Source organism: Ruegeria profundi (assembly GCF_020171505.1).
Taxonomy (GTDB): Bacteria; Pseudomonadota; Alphaproteobacteria; order Rhodobacterales; family Rhodobacteraceae; genus Ruegeria; species Ruegeria profundi.
This window is the reverse complement of sequence record NZ_JAIUZS010000002.1, coordinates 86,064-102,876: the sequence shown is the minus strand read 5'-3', so window position 1 is coordinate 102,876 and position 16,813 is coordinate 86,064. Positions and strand designations below refer to the sequence as shown.

The 16,813-nt window shown below is 57.0% G+C and carries 14 protein-coding genes; 6 read left to right on the top strand and 8 right to left on the bottom strand.

Going from position 1 to position 16,813, the window contains the following annotated elements; genetic code table 11:
* Positions 1 to 44 precede the first annotated feature (44 nt).
* Entirely contained in the window at positions 45 to 983 is a 939-nt protein-coding gene (locus tag LCM21_RS06095) for a tripartite tricarboxylate transporter substrate-binding protein (RefSeq protein WP_224889796.1), read from the bottom strand.
* Between the two features lie 176 nt (positions 984 to 1,159).
* On the opposite strand from LCM21_RS06095, the gene LCM21_RS06090 reads away from it, so the two are divergent.
* Positions 1,160 to 2,644 carry an aldehyde dehydrogenase gene (locus LCM21_RS06090; protein WP_224889795.1) on the top strand — a complete coding sequence of 495 codons (1,485 nt, stop codon included), beginning with the start codon at positions 1,160 to 1,162 and terminating at the stop codon, positions 2,642 to 2,644.
* Positions 2,645 to 2,738: 94 nt separating this feature from the next.
* Positions 2,739 to 3,971, top strand: coding sequence for a Tm-1-like ATP-binding domain-containing protein (locus tag LCM21_RS06085; RefSeq protein WP_224889794.1), 1,233 nt, complete (start codon positions 2,739 to 2,741; stop codon positions 3,969 to 3,971).
* Between the two features lie 60 nt (positions 3,972 to 4,031).
* On the opposite strand, the gene LCM21_RS06080 is transcribed toward LCM21_RS06085, so the two are convergent.
* The 7 genes from LCM21_RS06080 to LCM21_RS06050 form a co-directional block, all read right to left on the bottom strand.
* Positions 4,032 to 4,958: a DMT family transporter gene (locus tag LCM21_RS06080; RefSeq protein WP_224889793.1), complete on the bottom strand. Its 927-nt coding sequence runs from the start codon at positions 4,956 to 4,958 to the stop codon at positions 4,032 to 4,034.
* A 548-nt stretch (positions 4,959 to 5,506) separates the two neighbouring features.
* On the bottom strand, positions 5,507 to 6,367 hold the full coding sequence (locus LCM21_RS06075) for a fumarylacetoacetate hydrolase family protein (protein WP_224889792.1): 861 nt from the start codon (positions 6,365 to 6,367) through the stop codon (positions 5,507 to 5,509).
* Between the two features lie 43 nt (positions 6,368 to 6,410).
* The gene (locus LCM21_RS06070) at positions 6,411 to 7,922 is read right to left on the bottom strand and encodes a sugar ABC transporter ATP-binding protein (RefSeq protein WP_224889791.1); all 1,512 of its coding nucleotides are present in this window, start codon (positions 7,920 to 7,922) and stop codon (positions 6,411 to 6,413) included.
* A complete protein-coding gene (locus LCM21_RS06065) occupies positions 7,919 to 8,920 on the bottom strand; it encodes an ABC transporter permease (protein WP_224889790.1) in 1,002 nt (333 codons plus the stop codon). Before LCM21_RS06065 ends, LCM21_RS06070 begins: the two co-directional genes overlap by 4 nt.
* A gap of 13 nt (positions 8,921 to 8,933) precedes the next feature.
* Positions 8,934 to 9,908, bottom strand: a complete 975-nt coding sequence (locus LCM21_RS06060) for an ABC transporter permease (protein WP_224889789.1) — start codon at positions 9,906 to 9,908, stop codon at positions 8,934 to 8,936.
* A 65-nt stretch (positions 9,909 to 9,973) separates the two neighbouring features.
* Positions 9,974 to 10,771: an SDR family NAD(P)-dependent oxidoreductase gene (locus tag LCM21_RS06055; protein WP_224889788.1), complete on the bottom strand. Its 798-nt coding sequence runs from the start codon at positions 10,769 to 10,771 to the stop codon at positions 9,974 to 9,976.
* A 79-nt stretch (positions 10,772 to 10,850) separates the two neighbouring features.
* Positions 10,851 to 11,801: a sugar ABC transporter substrate-binding protein gene (locus LCM21_RS06050; protein ID WP_224889787.1), complete on the bottom strand. Its 951-nt coding sequence runs from the start codon at positions 11,799 to 11,801 to the stop codon at positions 10,851 to 10,853.
* 305 nt (positions 11,802 to 12,106) lie between these two features.
* On the opposite strand from LCM21_RS06050, the gene LCM21_RS06045 reads away from it, so the two are divergent.
* From LCM21_RS06045 to LCM21_RS06030, 4 genes are all read left to right on the top strand, one after another.
* The gene (locus LCM21_RS06045; protein ID WP_224889786.1) at positions 12,107 to 13,855 is read left to right on the top strand and encodes an ABC transporter substrate-binding protein; all 1,749 of its coding nucleotides are present in this window, start codon (positions 12,107 to 12,109) and stop codon (positions 13,853 to 13,855) included.
* 18 nt (positions 13,856 to 13,873) lie between these two features.
* Positions 13,874 to 14,683 carry an SDR family NAD(P)-dependent oxidoreductase gene (locus tag LCM21_RS06040; protein WP_224889785.1) on the top strand — a complete coding sequence of 270 codons (810 nt, stop codon included), beginning with the start codon at positions 13,874 to 13,876 and terminating at the stop codon, positions 14,681 to 14,683.
* Positions 14,684 to 14,745: 62 nt separating this feature from the next.
* Positions 14,746 to 16,044 carry a M24 family metallopeptidase gene (locus LCM21_RS06035; protein WP_224889784.1) on the top strand — a complete coding sequence of 433 codons (1,299 nt, stop codon included), beginning with the start codon at positions 14,746 to 14,748 and terminating at the stop codon, positions 16,042 to 16,044.
* A gap of 3 nt (positions 16,045 to 16,047) precedes the next feature.
* A complete protein-coding gene (locus LCM21_RS06030; protein ID WP_224889783.1) occupies positions 16,048 to 16,812 on the top strand; it encodes an SDR family oxidoreductase in 765 nt (254 codons plus the stop codon).
* The last annotated feature ends 1 nt before the right edge of the window (position 16,813 follow it).

Genomic DNA, 16,813 nt, shown 5'->3' with positions numbered 1-16,813 from the left:
GCAGCGGTGAGAGGGCGCGCCGGCGCCCCCTCAAAAGATCGCGGTTATTGACCCAGCGCTTCTGAGATTGTGCCCAGAGTTGCCTTGTCTTCGGCAATCACGGCGGCGCTTTCGTCGGCATTCAGCCAATAGACCAGCGCACCTGTTTCCTCTGCAAGCTGTTGAGCACGCTCACTATTCACAGTTGTCTCGGCAACGGCGGCGATCTTTTCGCGCACATCCGCCGGGGTATCCTTGGTCACGAACAGACCGTTCCACAGCGAGATATCAAGGCTCGGCTCAACCTCGCCAATTGCAGGCGTGTCAGGAACCTTGCTTATCCTCTCACCGGTGATCGAGACCAGAACCTTCACATCGTCAAGGCAAGGCAGGATAAGCTGTAGCGTGGTGTTAATCACGTCTGCATCGCCAGAGGCCAGCGTGTTACAGTCCAAGGCGTCAAATGCTGCATCCCCTGCCCATTCAAAACCCATTGTCGACGACAAAGCTTTGGTGACTTGGGTTGGTGTCAGAACGTCACCGAAATGCCCGAGGAACACCTCGTTTTCCTTGGCGTAATCGGCCAGTTCCTGCATCGACGAATAAGGTGCATTGCCCGAGGTCGCGATTACGAACGGATAGGTCAGGAAAATACCAATCGGATCGAATTTCTCAGGTGTAAGTTCTGGGATGTCGATCTCGTGCCCGATCAATGAAACCGCCGGAACAAATGAGCCAATCGTGTACCCGTCTGCCGGGGCTGTCGCCACCTCCACGGCCCCTGGAAACGGGCCACCGCCGCCGCCAGGTTTGTTCACCACTGCTGCCGGAACGCCGTATTCGGCCTGAAAATCTTCGGCGATCATCCGGGTCAGTACGTCTTCCAAATCGCCCGGAGGCCACGGAACGATAAAACTTACGGGCTTTTCGGGATATTCGGCCAAGGCCGAACCGGCCAGACCAATTGCAATTGCGGCCAATGCGGCCTTGGCTTTGTTGGACATGATATCTCCCTGCGACGAGTCGCTGATCGGTTTATTATTTGAACCTTTAGTATCATTTATTCTGAATTTGTTTCTTCACCTGTCAACTAAAAAATCATTATTGACAAATGCAGGTTTAAAGTTTGACACTTTTTTTGACACCATTGGTTCATTATTTAAACCAACTGAGGCTCGATTTGGACAAGATAAGGATAGAGGAACTCCGGTCCCGCGCGGTTCCGCCAGCGCGTCACCTGATCGATGGTACAAGCCGTGACGCGTCGGATGGCGCGACACTGGACGTCATATCGCCAATCGACGGATCGACCCTGACAACCATGCCCAAGGGAACCCGTGAGGACGCTCAATTGGCAATCCGTTCAGCGCGACGCGCTTTTGACGATGGGCGATGGTCTGACCTCGCCCCCGCTGCTCGCAAAAAAATCATGTTGAAATGGGCAGACCTTGTCGAAGCAGAGGCCGAAGAACTGGCTGTTTTGGGCGTACGCGACAACGGAACTGAAATTGGCATGGCCTACAAGGCCGAGCCCCTCAGCGCTGCCGGGACGATCCGCTATTTTGCAGAGGCGATCGACAAGATTTATGGCGAGATTGCCCCTACTGCGCCCGATGCACTGGGGTTAATTCACAAGCAACCAGTTGGAGTAGTAGGCGCAATCGTACCGTGGAATTTTCCACTGATGATCGGCAGCTGGAAGCTGGGCCCGGCGCTTGCCGCAGGATGCACCGTTGTCTTGAAACCCGCAGAAACGGCATCGTTGACCCTCATCCGGTTGGCCGAACTTGCGCTGGAGGCTGGTCTTCCATCGGGCGTCCTAAACGTAGTGACTGGCGAAGGCGCCGTTGTTGGGGCAGAAATCGCTGAGTCCCACGACGTTGATGTGCTTGTTTTCACAGGTTCCGGCGCGACGGGCCGTCGATTGCTTGAGGCCTCGGCAAAATCAAACCTCAAACGCGTTTATCTGGAACTCGGCGGCAAATCCCCGAATATCGTTTTTGCGGACGCCCCCGATCTGGCCGAAGCCGCGAAAGTGTCGGCCGCTGGCATCTTTCGCAATTCCGGCCAAGTCTGCGTTGCCGGTTCACGGCTGCTGGTCCAGCGGGAAATCCACGGCAAATTCGTCGAGATGTTGGTTGAGAACGCCGAGGCCATGCAGGTCGGCGATCCGCTGGACCCAATGACACAAGCAGGTGCCGTAAACTCGGAAAACCAGCTGGCGCAAAACCTTCAATTCGTTGAAGAGGCTCGCGCCGCTGGTCGCACCATTGCCACAGGTGGAACGCGGATTCCGCACGACACCGGGGGGACGTATATGGCACCGACAGTCATCACCGGCGTCAACCCTGACGACCGCGTTGTCTGCCAAGAGGTGTTTGGACCGGTTCTTACAGTTCAAGCCTTTGACACAGAAGAAGAAGCCGTCGCCCTTGCCAACGCGACTGAATTTGGTCTCGCCGCCGGCGTGTGGACGTCGAACCTATCCCGCGCACATCGTATGATTTCAAAAATCAAAGCGGGCGTGGTGCATGTTAACACCTATGGCGGGGCGGATATCACAGTGCCGCTTGGGGGCGTCAAGCAGTCCGGAAATGGGCATGACAAGTCCCTGCACGCATTTGACAAGTATCTGGATCTGAAGACAGCCTGGATAAAACTCTGAATCAAGGAAAACTGCGTGACACTTGGAGGATCAGGGCGGGAACCGCCCTAAAAAAATAATCGTCCGGACCAATGCGCAGGCAGGAGAGGAACCCATGACCCAAAAAACAGTTCTGCTGATCGGTACCTACGACACCAAGGAACCCGAGATGCGTTTCATTGAAGACGTGGTCAAGGCGCAAGGCGCCAATGTTCTGACTATGGATGTCTCGGTGCTAGGGGAACCAGAGAGCGCGACAGACATCAGCAAACATGATGTCGCCGCTGCTGCCGGAATGACTATTGAAGATGTCATCGCTCAAGGGGACGAAAACAAAGCCTTCCGCGTGATGTCCGCTGGCGCCGCCAATGTCGTCGCGCAGGCCTATGCCGAAGGCCGATTTCACGGAATGCTCGCAATTGGTGGAACAATGGGCACCGATCTGGCGCTGGATTGCGCACAGGCGCTGCCGATGGGAGTTCCGAAATACATCGTTTCGACAGTGAGCTTTTCGCCTTTGATCCCGCCACATCGTCTGGCCCCTGACATTCAAATGATCTTATGGGCCGGCGGTCTTTATGGAATGAACTCGATTTGCAGATCCTCTTTAAGTCAGGCCGCCGGAGCAGTTGTCGGGGCTACCAAAGCTGCAATCGAACTGGATCGCAGCAAGCCCTTGATCGGAATGACCAGCCTGGGATCATCCTGCCTGCGCTACATGAAGACCCTGAAACCAGCCCTGGAAGAGCGTGGCTTCGAAGTGGCCGTTTTCCATTCTACCGGCATGGGCGGTATGGCCTTTGAGAAACTTGCCGGTGAAGGTGCATTTGTTTGCGTGATGGACTTCTGCATGCAGGAATTCGGAAATCTGATGGCAGGTTCCGTGGTCTCCAGCGGCGAGGACCGCGTTACAAATGCCGGGCGCGTGGGTACGCCGCAAATGGTGGCACCCGGCGCGCTGGATTTGTTGGACTTTGCAGGTTGGCAGGACATTCCAGAGCAATATGCTGATCGCCCATTTCACGAACATAATCGCCTGATCAAAAGTTCTGTTTTTACTGGCGAAGAACGCCGTGCGTGGGTGCGTGAACTCGCCAATCGGCTTGCGGCTGCGATGGGACCGGTGCACTTTTTTATGCCTACTCAGGGGGTCGAAGCTTGGGACAAGGAAGGTGAAGAGGCATACGACCCGGAAGCCCTAAGCGATATGCTGGACGAAGTAAGAAAAGCGATATCTGACCGAATTCCAACAACCGAACTGGATGCACATATCAACGACAAGGCCTTCAGTGACGCCGTATTGGCGCAGTTTGATGTTTGGGTTCAGGACGGGACAATCTCGACGTAATTGAAGGTCACTCCGATTAGGGAAAGTTGAGAAGCGAACCCTTCCGCTTTGAACCCAGCGCTACCGATTGGGTGATCTTGCAAGCACGGTCGACACGGCGCGTGTCTTTCGGCTTCGTGTGATCGCGATTGCGCCCAGCACCAGCGCACATGCCAAAGCCTGAGGCACAGTGATGGCCTCACCAAAAGCCAGAAATCCCACGGCAAACATCGTAGGTAACTCGATGCTTCCTGCCACCGCAGTTTGGGACGCCCCGATAACCGGCGAGCAGATCGTGTAGATAAGCTGGGGCACAAGCGCGGTGACAAGCCCAATACCAACAATCAAAAGCCAATCAGATTTCTCCGTTGGGAAAAGCTCTGCGACGTCAGTACCAAGAATGAGCGGCGCAAGCCCCAGAACAGACCCCAAAGACACTGACGCGATACGTGCCAACGGCGCAATCCGTGACAACCTGTGCACCAGCACGCAAATTCCAAAACCAAACCCGAATGGCGCGGCAAGGGATATCAAAAGTGTTGGTAGATGCTCCGCTGGGATTGAACCGGGCGATCCAGCAATGACAGCTGCGACTACAATCAGGCCAGCGGCCAACAATGCGCGCCGCGTGGGTGCATCGGCAAACACAGCCCATGCGATGACCAGAGTGAACACCGGATAGGTCATGTAAAGTACACCCACCGTCGATGCAGGCAATGCCTCTAGCGCCGTTACATATCCGATCCAACCAAGACCCATTACGGCACCGGCTGAAAGACCCCAAATGATCGCTCGCCATTCTTTTCGGTGCAAGAAGAGAACAGGAAGCAGGAGAATGGCCGCGACAATGTAGCGATAGAATGCAACCGCATAGGGTGCCACGCCCTGTTCTGTCAGGCTGCGACTAAAGTAAGGAACCAACCCAAAACAGATTGAGGCGAACAGGACACCAACAACCGCAAGCCCGTAAGGGATGGACGGTCGATTTTGCGCGGATATGGTTGCCATAGTTCGGAGCTATCACGCATTTTCTGTTTCGTCTAAAGAGAATCGACGAAAGGCAGCTTTCCCTCGAACGCGGACATCATTCACCGAGAACTCGCTCCGGTTGTCATAAAGGAGCGCTTTTCCTGCTGTGTCGCAGCTGACAGCTTCGGTCGATCCTATACCGCATCTGCGTAGGTACTGGGTCAGGTCCGCATTGGGTTCGACCCGGTCATTTGTTCAGTCGTCCCCAATGTCTCCGGTGTAGACATACAGTCAATTGTCAAAAAAGCCGAAAACCCCTGAAGTTTACGGTCGTCGAAGAAGGATAACAGGGTTTGCGCGGCTTCCTTACACTGTGTTCTGAACAGTCATCCTTAGCGACACGGCCTCCAAAGCCCGACTGAACGACTGCTATGGGCTTACTGACCGGCGTCCTCACGTTCCCAGCAAATGATCTTGTGCGCGGCACTGCGGCGAAAGCTCCAACGATACCAATGCGGATTTGCCCCAATTTGTCGTTGAGTGCCGACAGTTTGAAATGGAGTATCGCCGATCGGACGCGTCAGGTGCTATATGATCGCAGGTCTGACCAAAGATTTCTGCTCACCAAGTCCGGCGATACCAAGCGTGACAATTTCTCCACCGTGCAGATAGCGTGGTGGCTTTTGCCCCATGCCCACGCCCGGGGGGGTACCGGTAGAAATCACGTCGCCAGGCTGCAAGCTCATGAACTGGCTACAGTATGACACCAGATGAGGTACCTTAAAAATGAGTGTGGCTGTCGAGCCTGATTGCATGCGTTCACCGTCCACATCGAGCCACATGTCGAGGTTGTTTATATCGTTGATTTCGTCTTGCGTGACCAGCCATGGGCCGGTCGGTCCAAAGGTGTCGCACCCTTTACCCTTGTCCCACGTGCCTGCACGGTTGAGTTGGAAGTCGCGTTCGGACACATCGTTGATCACGCAGAATCCGGCTACGTGGTTCATGGCGTCGGCTTCGTCGATGTAGGCACCCGGTGCGCCAATCACCACGCCCAGTTCGATTTCCCAATCGGTCTTGACCGAACCACGCGGCACTTGAATGTCGTCGTTGGGACCCACCACGGCTGAGGTCCATTTGTTGAAGATGATCGGCTCTTCTGGGATCGGCATCCCAGCCTCTTCCGCATGATCGGCGTAGTTGAGGCCGATGCAGACATATTTGCCAATATTGCCGACGCAGGCCCCCAGCCGCAGGTCCTGCTGAGGGATACCTTCGACCCGCGGCAGGCTTTCTGGATCAAGCTTGGCAAGCTTGCTCAGGCTGTCGGGGCTCAGCGCCTCTCCGGCGATGTCGGGCACGAAGCCCGACAGGTCACGGACACGGCCAGAGGCATCAAGAAGGCCGGGTTTTTCGGCACCGGGCTTGCCATAGCGGAGAAGTTTCATCTGTCTTCCTTTTCAAATTTTGCAGCGGTCGGGCGCGCCGGGTTCAGGCGGCCTGATCTCCGCCAAGGCCTGAGATCGCCTGAATTAGGTTGTCCTCTGACACCTCATCAGACGTGAAGGTTCGCATCACCCGGCCTGAATACATGGCGATGATCCTGTCGGAAACATGCAGCACCTCTGGCATTTCGGAACTGATCACCATCACTGCATAGCCCTGAGCCGCCAATTCGCGAAGAAGCTTGTGTATTTCCGACTTGGAGCCCACATCAATGCCCCGGGTAGGTTCATCCACGATCAAGACATTGGGATGCATCGACAGCCACTTTCCGATCACGATCTTCTGCTGATTGCCACCTGACAGGTTGCCCACCCGCGCCTTCCAGCCCGGTGTGCGGATGTCCAGCCGGTCGCGGTACTGGTCAAAAATTGCGATCTCGGCGCCTTCGGCAACAAAAGGCCCGGCTTTGAGGTCATCGACCTGAGGCAGGGTCATGTTGTCTCGGCAATTCATGCCAAGGACAAGGCCCTGCCCTTTTCGGTCCTCCGGCACCAGGCTGATGCCACGAGCAATGGCATCAGCTGGGGAGTGAATACGGATTTCTTCGCCGTCCAGCAGGATTTGTCCGTTGGACGGGTCCCGCAGGCCGAATAGGGTTTCGGCTATCTCAGTCCGACCAGCGCCCACAAGGCCATAGAATCCGACAACTTCGCCCCGGCGGATTTCGAAACTTACATCCTGGTATAGCTTGCCGCAACTTAGCCCGCGCACCTCAAGTGCCACAGAACCCAGATCGTGGTGCGAAAGGTTTCTGCTGAGGTCGAGCTTGCGCCCGATCATCATCTGCGTGACGGACTCTTCGGTGCTGTCCGCCGTCGCAACCGTGCCCTGATACTGGCCATCGCGCAGAACCGAGATGCGGTCTGTGATCTTGAATATCTCTTCCATTCGGTGAGAGATGTAGATGATGCCCACACCTTCGCGCTTCAGATCGGCGATGACATCGAACAGCACAACCTTCTCGGCATCAGTCAGCGATGCAGTTGGTTCGTCAAAAATAACCGCCTTGGCGTCGACGGTCAGGGCACGGGCAATTTCGACCATCTGCTGGTTGGCGATAGACAGATCGCCCACACGTGTCTTGGCATCGAAACCCACATTCAGCTTTTCCAGGATCGTGTTCGTCTGATCGGCCAGCTTGCCCCAATCGACACGGCCAAAGCTTTTGCGGGGCAGTTCGCCAAGATAGATGTTCTCGGCCACTGTCAGCTCCTCGGCCAGGCTAAGCTCTTGGTGGATAAAGACGATCCCCTTGTCCTTAGCCTCCAGCGGTCCGCTCATGATCACCTTGTCTGCGCCCATATAGATTTCGCCTTCGTCAGGCTGATAGATGCCGCCCAGAACCTTCATCAGTGTCGATTTTCCGGCGCCATTTTCGCCCATCAACGCGTGAACCTCACCGGGCATAACGGAAAAAGACACACCATCCAGCGCGCGAACGCCGGGAAAGGTTTTGACGATGTTGTCGAGGTGGAGAACGGGTTCTTTGTCGGTCATACCTTCAACTCCTCTTTGCCCTTGATATTGAGCTGACGATCCAGGAACAGCACTGCGATCAGAATGAGACCAATCACCAGATTAACGGTGGATGTGTCAGCCCCGATATGACCCAATCCCTTGCGCAGAAGCTGGATCGCGATCACACCGCCGAATGTGCCGATTACAGATCCCGCACCGCCGGTGATCTTGGTGCCGCCAAGAACGACGGCCGTGATGATCCAAAGCTCGTAAAGTTGCCCGTCATTGGGGTTTACCGACCCGGACTCAGAGTAGAAGACCACAGCCGAGAGTGCCGCCAAAAAACCGATGACCGAGAAGTTGATCATCATATGTGGGCCGACGCGGATACCTGCATTTACCGCAGCCTCACGGTTGTCGCCAATGGCATAGGCGTTGCGGCCATGTACCGTCTTGTTCATCAGGAACCATATCGCTGATGTTACCGCGATCAGGAACCACGAGGCCGTAGCCAGCCCAAGGAATCGGGCTTCGGCAAAGTCCACCAGCGTCCAATTCAGGTGGCTGGTCGGGTTTTCCCCGTTGAACATGAAGACGATGCCCCGATAGCCCAGCATCGACCCAAGCGTGACGATAAAGGCGTCCACACCGGTCTTCCAGACAATCAGGCCGTTGAGCGCACCGAGCAGAGTACCCACTGACAAGGCCAGAAGCCACGCAACGGGGATCACCCAGTCTCCCAGGCCTGCGAAGATCGGCCATGTCATGCTGTCAAGCAGGATAATTGCGGCGATGGCAAAAGTCGCACCAACCGAAAGGTCGATATTGCCGTTGACCATGACGATGGTCATGCCCATCGCAATGATCCCAATTGGCGCGGACTGCTTGAGCAGCAGCAGCATGTTCTCCCAATCCATGAAGGCTTTGTCGGAGAGCGACATGAACTCGCCCGCCACGCTGAAGAAGATCAGCTCGAGAACGATAAAACCCCAGATCGCGCCGCTTTTCAACGCTTTGGACAATGCACCCGGTTGCATGGCTTCCCCTCCCTTACGCGATCGGTGACCAAAGCTTGCCGCGCTTGGCCGCGATATCAAGCCAGACAGCAAGAATTATGATGATCCAGGTTACGACGAATTGGACATAGAACTGCAAACCCACCAGCAGCAGGCCGTTCTGGATGAAACCCAGGATCAGTACCCCGATCACGGTCTTGAAGATCGTGCCGGACCCACCCAAAAGCGAGGCGCCCCCAAGGATAACTGCGGCCAGGACTTCAAGCTCCAGCCCCTGTCCAACCGTGTTCTGGCTGCCCAGTGACCGGCTTGCTTGAATGAGCCCGGCGGTCGCTACGCAGAACGCCGAAATCAGGTAGCAGTAAAAGACCGTGCGTGCGCGCGGGATGCCGGAAAAGGTGGCTGCCGTCCCATTTCCGCCCACCGCATAGACTTTGCGCCCGAAGGGTGTTTTGGCCAGCACCATGCCCAGCACGGCCGCAAGCAGTACGAAGATCAAGATTGGCACCGGAATACCCAGCGCCTCGCCTTGGCCAAAAACACTGAACCAAGTGCCTTCCTTGTCGGCAATATCCATGTTCTGTCCACCGGAATAGGTCAGCGTCAACCCGTGGATGGCCGACAACATGCCGAGTGTCACAATGAGTGAGTTGAGCCTGAGGTATCCGACAAGAAAACCGATGAAGGCGCCCAGGCAAAGCGTCATTCCAAACATGGCGGGGATGGCCGCAAGTGGTCCGATCTTGTCATGCAGGTCCAGAACCACAATGGTTGAGAACGACATCATCGATCCGACGGATAGATCGAGGTTTCCACTTATCACCACGAAAGTCACACCCAGTGCGATCACTCCGAGGATAGCAGAAGATCGGATTACGCTCAGCACATTGTCGACTGAAAGAAATTTAGGATTGGCAATGGTAAAAGCGATCATGAACAGCACGAAGGCAAGCAGGATGCCCTGGCTTGCAATCAGGCTGCCAAGCCGGTCTTTGGTCAGTGTCGCCATCTTTCCCTCCTTCGGGTTGTCGGCACAAGATATCGACCGACAATCGTAGTATTCTTCGTTGCCGGTCAGACCAGCGTCATGCCGCCGTCGATCATGACAATCTGGCCGGTCATGTAGTCGCTGTCCTTCGAAGCAAGGTACGTGGTCGTGCCAGTAATGTCCTCGGGCCGCGCCACACGGCCCTTGAGGATCTCGGCCGAGAATTCCTCCATCGCCTGCCCGGGACGTTCGGCGGCGCCGATTTCCATCAGGTCCTTGTCGACCTGCTCCCACATCTCGGTCGCCACCACGCCGGGTGCAAAGCCTGTCACCGTGATATCATGTTTCGCCAAATCGCGCGCACCGGATTGCGTCAATGAGACCACGGCCCATTTAGACGCGCAGTACGGGGCGACATTGTCAAAACCCTGGCGGCTAGCAATGCTGGCGGTGTTGATGATTTTGCCGCCATGCCCTTGCGTGATCATCTGTCGGGCAGCCTCCTGCATGCCGATCATGCAGCCCAGCCCGTTCACTCCCATGATGAAATTCCAATTGTCCTCGGTCACATCCATGAAGTTCATCGGCTTGTTCACGCCTGCATTGTTGAACTTCACATCGAGGCGGCCAAAGGTTTCAACCGTGTGCGCGATCATGGTGCGAACCTGCTCGCGATTGGTAACATCCACCTGTGACGCGGTTACACGGCTCTGGCCGCCATTGGTGCGGCTGCGGTTCGCTTCGGCGACTTCTGCCACCTTCTCGCCGTCGATGTCGGCAAAACAGACTCTGGCGCCTTCGTCGAGCAGCGCTTCTCCAATGGCGCGTCCGATACCCTGAGCTGCACCTGTCACGATGCAGACGCGGTTGGTTACACGTCCCATGGCGTGTCCCCCCTAAAAACCCGGTGGTTTGAAAAGCAGTCAGGGGCGCGAACCTGCCGCGCCCCGGATCGGCGTTCGCTTAAAACACCGGCTTGGTGAAGTCGCCCATGTTGTCCTGGGTGATCTTCGGGGTGTCGAAGTAGTTCAGGAACGGCACGTCCTCACCACTCAACACATCAATGGCCGTCTTCAGTGCAGCCTCGGCATCATCAACCGGCGACTGGTAGATCGAGCCCCAATATTCGCCTGCACCCATTGCTTCGTAACCAACGGCAAAGTTGGTAGCACCGACAAAGATGATCCCATCGCGGCCCGCAGCCTTGGCAGCGTTCAAGGCACCCACGCCCATGTTGTCGTCACCAGCGTAGACACCATCAATGTCGTCATACTTGACAAGGAAGGCCTCCATGACCTGCTGCGACTTTTCACGGTTCCAGTCACCCGGTTGGGTGTCGACCACAGTCACGTTCGGGCAAACTTCGGGCAGACGGTCCTCAAAGCCCTTGGCACGCTCGATAGCGGTGGTATATCCCGGCTGGCCGGTGATGTGCACGACCTGAGCTTCGTTCTCGATGCCCATGTCCTTGAACTTGTCACACATAATTTCGGCCGAACGCGCGCCCTGAGTGATGTTGTCGGGCCCCGAGAATGACTTGATGAAGTCAAAGCCGGCTTCGGCGATGTTGGAGTTGGTGACGATGACCGGGATACCGGCCTGATGCGCCTTGCGGACAGCGGGGATTACCGCCTCTCCGTTAGTTGGCCAAATAATGATGGCGTCGACTTCCTGCTGGATCAGGTCTTCCATCTGGGCAATCTGGCGCGCCACGTCGCCACCAGCGTCCAGTACGACCGTTTCAACATTGGCATTTGCCTCAGCTGCGGCGATGAACGCCTTTTCATAGGTCGTCTGATAGCTGTCGACGCCAACGTTGTTCTGGGTGATGCCGATCTTCATCGACTCGGCGGATGCCATGCCCGCCAAGGCAAACGTTGCAGTGGTTGCGGCAAGCATAGTAACAATTTTCATTTCGGTCTCCTCCCGGAAATTTCATGCTTTTTTGCGTGTCTGTCGGCCACCTCTGGCAGCGGCCGCCCTATCTCCCGGCACGCCGGACGACTGCCCCGCAATCTGCCGCTTTCAAGTGATCGAGAATGCCCAAATTTTATCCAAAATGAATATTTTTATATTCATTTTGGACTTTTTCCCGATACGCTGATCTGGCCAGATTGGTCAATTTCGGAGGAACCAAAGTGGGCGACAAGATTTCATCCAAATCGAACAAATCAGCGGCCATGCTTAAAAGCCAAAGGCGAAAAAGGTCACAAAAACAAATGAATGCCATAGAAGGACATAGCTTTGCAAGCCAGGTTTCGCCACAAGCGAAGACTGATGCATTGGATATCCTGTCCTTCTTGGATGATTTCAGCGATGAAATGGAAGGTTTGTTCGATCTGGTCGCACCCAATCCGCACCTGCGGATGGTGGTGCATCTTTTAGACGGGCATTTTTCAGGAAAGACCATAACCCCGACGGCGCTGATCGGGGCCAGCCGCGTGCCCTACGCCACGGCCAACCGCAAGCTGAAAGAGATGATTGAGACAGGGCTGATCGAGCAGCGGCCACGTACCAAAAGCGGCAAGAGTTTTTCGATGCATCCCAGCAACCAGCTTCTGGATCAGTGGATGCAGGTGTCGGGGCGCATGCGCCGACTGGCCGAGGCGCAATTCGGCGGGCGTTCGCGTGGTCAGAGATCCAAGGATTACTACTTCGGCGGCAGCTATATTGCGGCGCAGTCCATACCGCCGTTGAGCGTCCTACCGGAGCCGCTGAAGGTGCCGGGGGGTATCCGGGTGCTCGTGCATGGCGATCCGACCTTCATGGTAATGGATACGCTCAAGCGTCAGTTCGAACAGGTAATCGGAACACAGATCAGCCAACGCGCCTTTTCTATCGACCGTCTGCGCGAAGAGGCGTTGCGAAACGCAGAACGCCCGACAAGCCGCTACGACATCATTGCGGTCGATCTACCCTGGATCGGGGAATTTGCGGAAAAGAACGTCCTGATGCCGCTGGATAAGGTTATGGACATCGCTCGGCTGGACCCGGCGGATTTCCATACGGCCGGATGGCAGGCGGCGCATTGGGGCGGCCGCGCCTACGGTGTGCCGGCGCAGACGACGCCGGAATTGCTGTTCTACCGCCGCGACCTTTTCGCCGAGGCAGGGCTTGAGCCGCCCGCAACAACCGACGATTTACTCAAAGCTGCGCGCACGCTTCACAATCCCCGGCGCGGGTTCCACGGGATCGCCTGGAACGCGGCACGGGGCACGGCGCTGGGGCACACGGTTCTGATGACGATGGCCGATTTCGGACAGCCGGTTCTGAACCTTCCTGAATTCGCAGGGGGGTTTGACGCTCGAAACCTTGCATTCGGTGCATATCGTCCCACGATCGATACCGAAGCCGGACTGCGCGCGGCAGAGTTCCTGCGGGAGCTTCTGGACTTCTCTCCGCCTGATATCTTGTCGATGTCCTGGTATGAGCGGGTACGCCCCTATGCTGAGGGCAAGATCGCAATGGCCTATGGCTACACACTGCTTGCTCCGTATTTCGAGCTTGATGAAAGTTCCCCCGCCTGCGGCCAGACCGGTTACCTTCCGCACCCCGCAGGACCTGCTGCGCATCCGGTCGCTCCGGTCGGTGGCTACGTGATGGGGATTCCGGCCAACCTGCCGCCCGAGCGCGTGCCGGCCGCTGTCGAAGCGCTGACTGTTTTCACCTCGCCCGAGGCGCAGAAGCTGTACGTCCAGAACGGTAGCCGTACCAACCCGCGCTATTCGGTCGCGTCTGACCCCGACGTGCGACGTGCTTCGCCGATATTCGAGGCGGTGGACGCAATGTCATGGCGCGACGAACTGCAGTTCTGGCCGCGCCCGCCGGTCCCCGAAATCGTCGATATCATCCGCATCTGCGGCGAGGAGTTTCACGACATGCTTCGCGGGATCACCCCACCGCGAGACGCTCTGCGCAAGGCTCAGGCAAGGGCCGACGCGCTGATGGGACCAAACGGGACACCATAGATTCAAGGAGGAAAAATCATGGACCCCAATCGCCTGAAAGGTAAGAACATTCTGATCACCGGTGCCGCGCGCGGCATGGGCGCGGCCAATGCCGAAGCCTTCGCCGCACAAGGTGCGAACGTTTGCCTTGGGGACCTTGATCTTGATGAGGCACAGCAAGTTGCCGACCGCATAAACGCGGCGGGTAATGGCAAGGCGATTGCCGTTAAGATGGATGTGACCAAGCGCGAAGACAACGCCGCCGCCGTTGCCGCCACAGTCAAAGCTTTCGGATCCGTCAACGTTGGCCTTTTTAACGCTGGTTTAAACAAGCCTCGATTCTTCATGGATATCGACGAAGACAACTGGGACATGATCATGAACGTCAATACCAAGGCGATGTGGTTGGGCATGCAGGAAACGGCCAAGCAGATGATCGCCCAGGGGCCGATGGAAAAACACCCCTACAAGCTGATCAATGTGGGTTCGATTGCGTCACGCAAACCCCTGGTTGACGTGACCGTCTATTGCACTTCGAAATACGGCTGCCTGGCACTAACCGAATGCGGCGCGCTCGGATTGGCCGAGCACAACATCACCGTAAACGGCTACGCCCCCGGCGTAGTTGTCACTCCGTTGTGGGAGCAGCTGGACAAGGACTTGGTCGAAATCGGCTTCAAGGAACGTGCGGGGCAGGCTTACGACGATATCGTCGACAACAACCTGGTGATCAAGCGGGTCTCCTACCCCGATGATATCACCGGGACCGCCTCGTTCCTCGCATCGGACGACAGCGACTACATGACCGGCCAGATGATCTCAATCGATGGGGGCTGGGTGACCAAGTAACGCCACCCCTCCAATTCTTTCTTACAAAACCCGGAGGACGCCCCTCCTGAAAGGAGCTTAATATGTCACGCGCATTGTTGCCGAACATGCTAACCCCGCAAGACCTTGAACCCAACTGGGAGTGGCGCGACAAGCTACCTGCCTGGGGGCATTTGTCCGTCGACTTCGAACGCCGGATCGACCATGACCGACTGCGCCGCTACCGCCTGGCCCGGACCCGGCAGGCGTTACAAAACTCGCCTGCAGGTACGCTTCTGTTGTTCGATGTGAACAACATCCGATACGTCAGCGCCACCAAGATCGGCGAATGGGAGCGGGACAAGATGTGCCGCTTTTGCCTGCTGACCGGTGACGATTCGCCTTATGTCTGGGATTTCGGCTCTGCCGCACAACATCACAAGCGATATTCCGACTGGCTTGAGCCCGATCACTGCCTTGCCGGTGTCGTTGGTATGCGCGGCACCATCCCGCCCGAGTTCGGTTTGATGAAGAAATACGCCAAACAGATCGCGGGCCTGATCCGCGACGCGGGCATGGCTGACATGCCTGTTGGCGTGGACTATGCCGAAACCGCCATGTTCCATGCCCTTCAGGAAGAGGGCCTGCATGTTGTCGACGGCCAGCAGATCATGCTGGCGGCACGCGAGATCAAGAACTGGGATGAAATCCAGCTTCTAACGCAAGCCGCGTCGATGGTCGATGGCGTCTATCACATGATCTACGAAGAGCTGAAGCCGGGTGTGCGCGAGAACGATATCGTCGCCCTATCGAACAAGATGCTCTACGAAATGGGCTCGGACGACGTCGAGGCCATCAACGCCATTTCGGGCGAACGCTGCAACCCGCATCCACACAACTTCACCGACCGGCTGTTCCGACCCGGCGATCAGGCGTTTTTTGACATCCTCCAGTCCTATCAGGGTTATCGCACCTGTTATTACCGGACCTTCAATATCGGTCGGGCGACACCTGCGCAGAATGACGCCTATGTGAAGGCGCGCGAATGGATCGACGCCTCCATCGAGGCGATCAAGCCGGGCGTATCCACCGACAAGGTCGCAGAGCTCTGGCCCAAGGCCGAGGAGTTCGGCTTCCCGAATGAGGACGCGGCCTTTGGCCTGCAATTCGGTCACGGGCTGGGTCTGGCGCTGCATGAACGCCCGATCATTTCACGTGCCGTGTCGCTGGATCATCCGATGGAAATCCAGACCGGCATGGTCTTTGCACTGGAGACCTACTGCCCGGCAGCCGACGGATACTCCGCCGCGCGGATCGAGGAAGAGGTCGTGGTGACAGAGACCGGCTGCGAGGTGATTAGCCTCTTCCCTGCCGAAGATCTGCCAATTGCGAACCGGTACTGAGCGATGGCACATCCGTTCGACCTGACAGGCCGGAAGGCACTGGTCACCGGCGGCGCGACTGGCATTGGCAAGGGTATCGCCCTTGGCCTTGCCGCCGCCGGGGCTGATATCGCCCTGACCTACCGCAGCCACCAACCCGAAGACACGATTGCCGAAATCGAAGCCCTAGGGCGAAAAGCCGCTGCCGTGAAGGCCGATTTTTTGGACATGGACGAGACCGCGGCCACCGCCATCGTGGATTTCGCGGCCAAGGCGCTGGACGGGCTCGACATCCTGATCAACAACGCGGGTATCATCCACCGCGAGGACAGCACGGATATGCCGCTGGAAGATTGGCGCCGGGTGTTGGCGGTCAACCTCGACAGCGTCTGGCTGCTAAGCCAGGCGGCAGGACGGCGGATGGTGGACCAAGGGGCGGGCAAAATCGTCATCGTGTCTTCCGTTCTCGGCTCACAGGGCGGGTTGCGTGTGCCCGCCTATGCCGCAAGCAAACATGCAGTGAACGGCCTGACCCGCGCGCTTTGCAACGAATGGGCCGCAAGGGGTGTGAACGTGAACGCCATCGCACCGGGTTACACGGCCACCGACAACACCCAGGCACTGCGGGATGATCCTGAGCGGTCCAAAGCGCTGCTGGACCGCATTCCCGCCGGGCGGTTCGCGGAGCCATCCGAAATCGCAGGGGCTGCCGTTTTCCTGGCTTCCAAAGCCGCCGCATACTGCCACGGCAGCGTGGTCACCGTGGACGGCGGCTGGATGGCTAGATGAA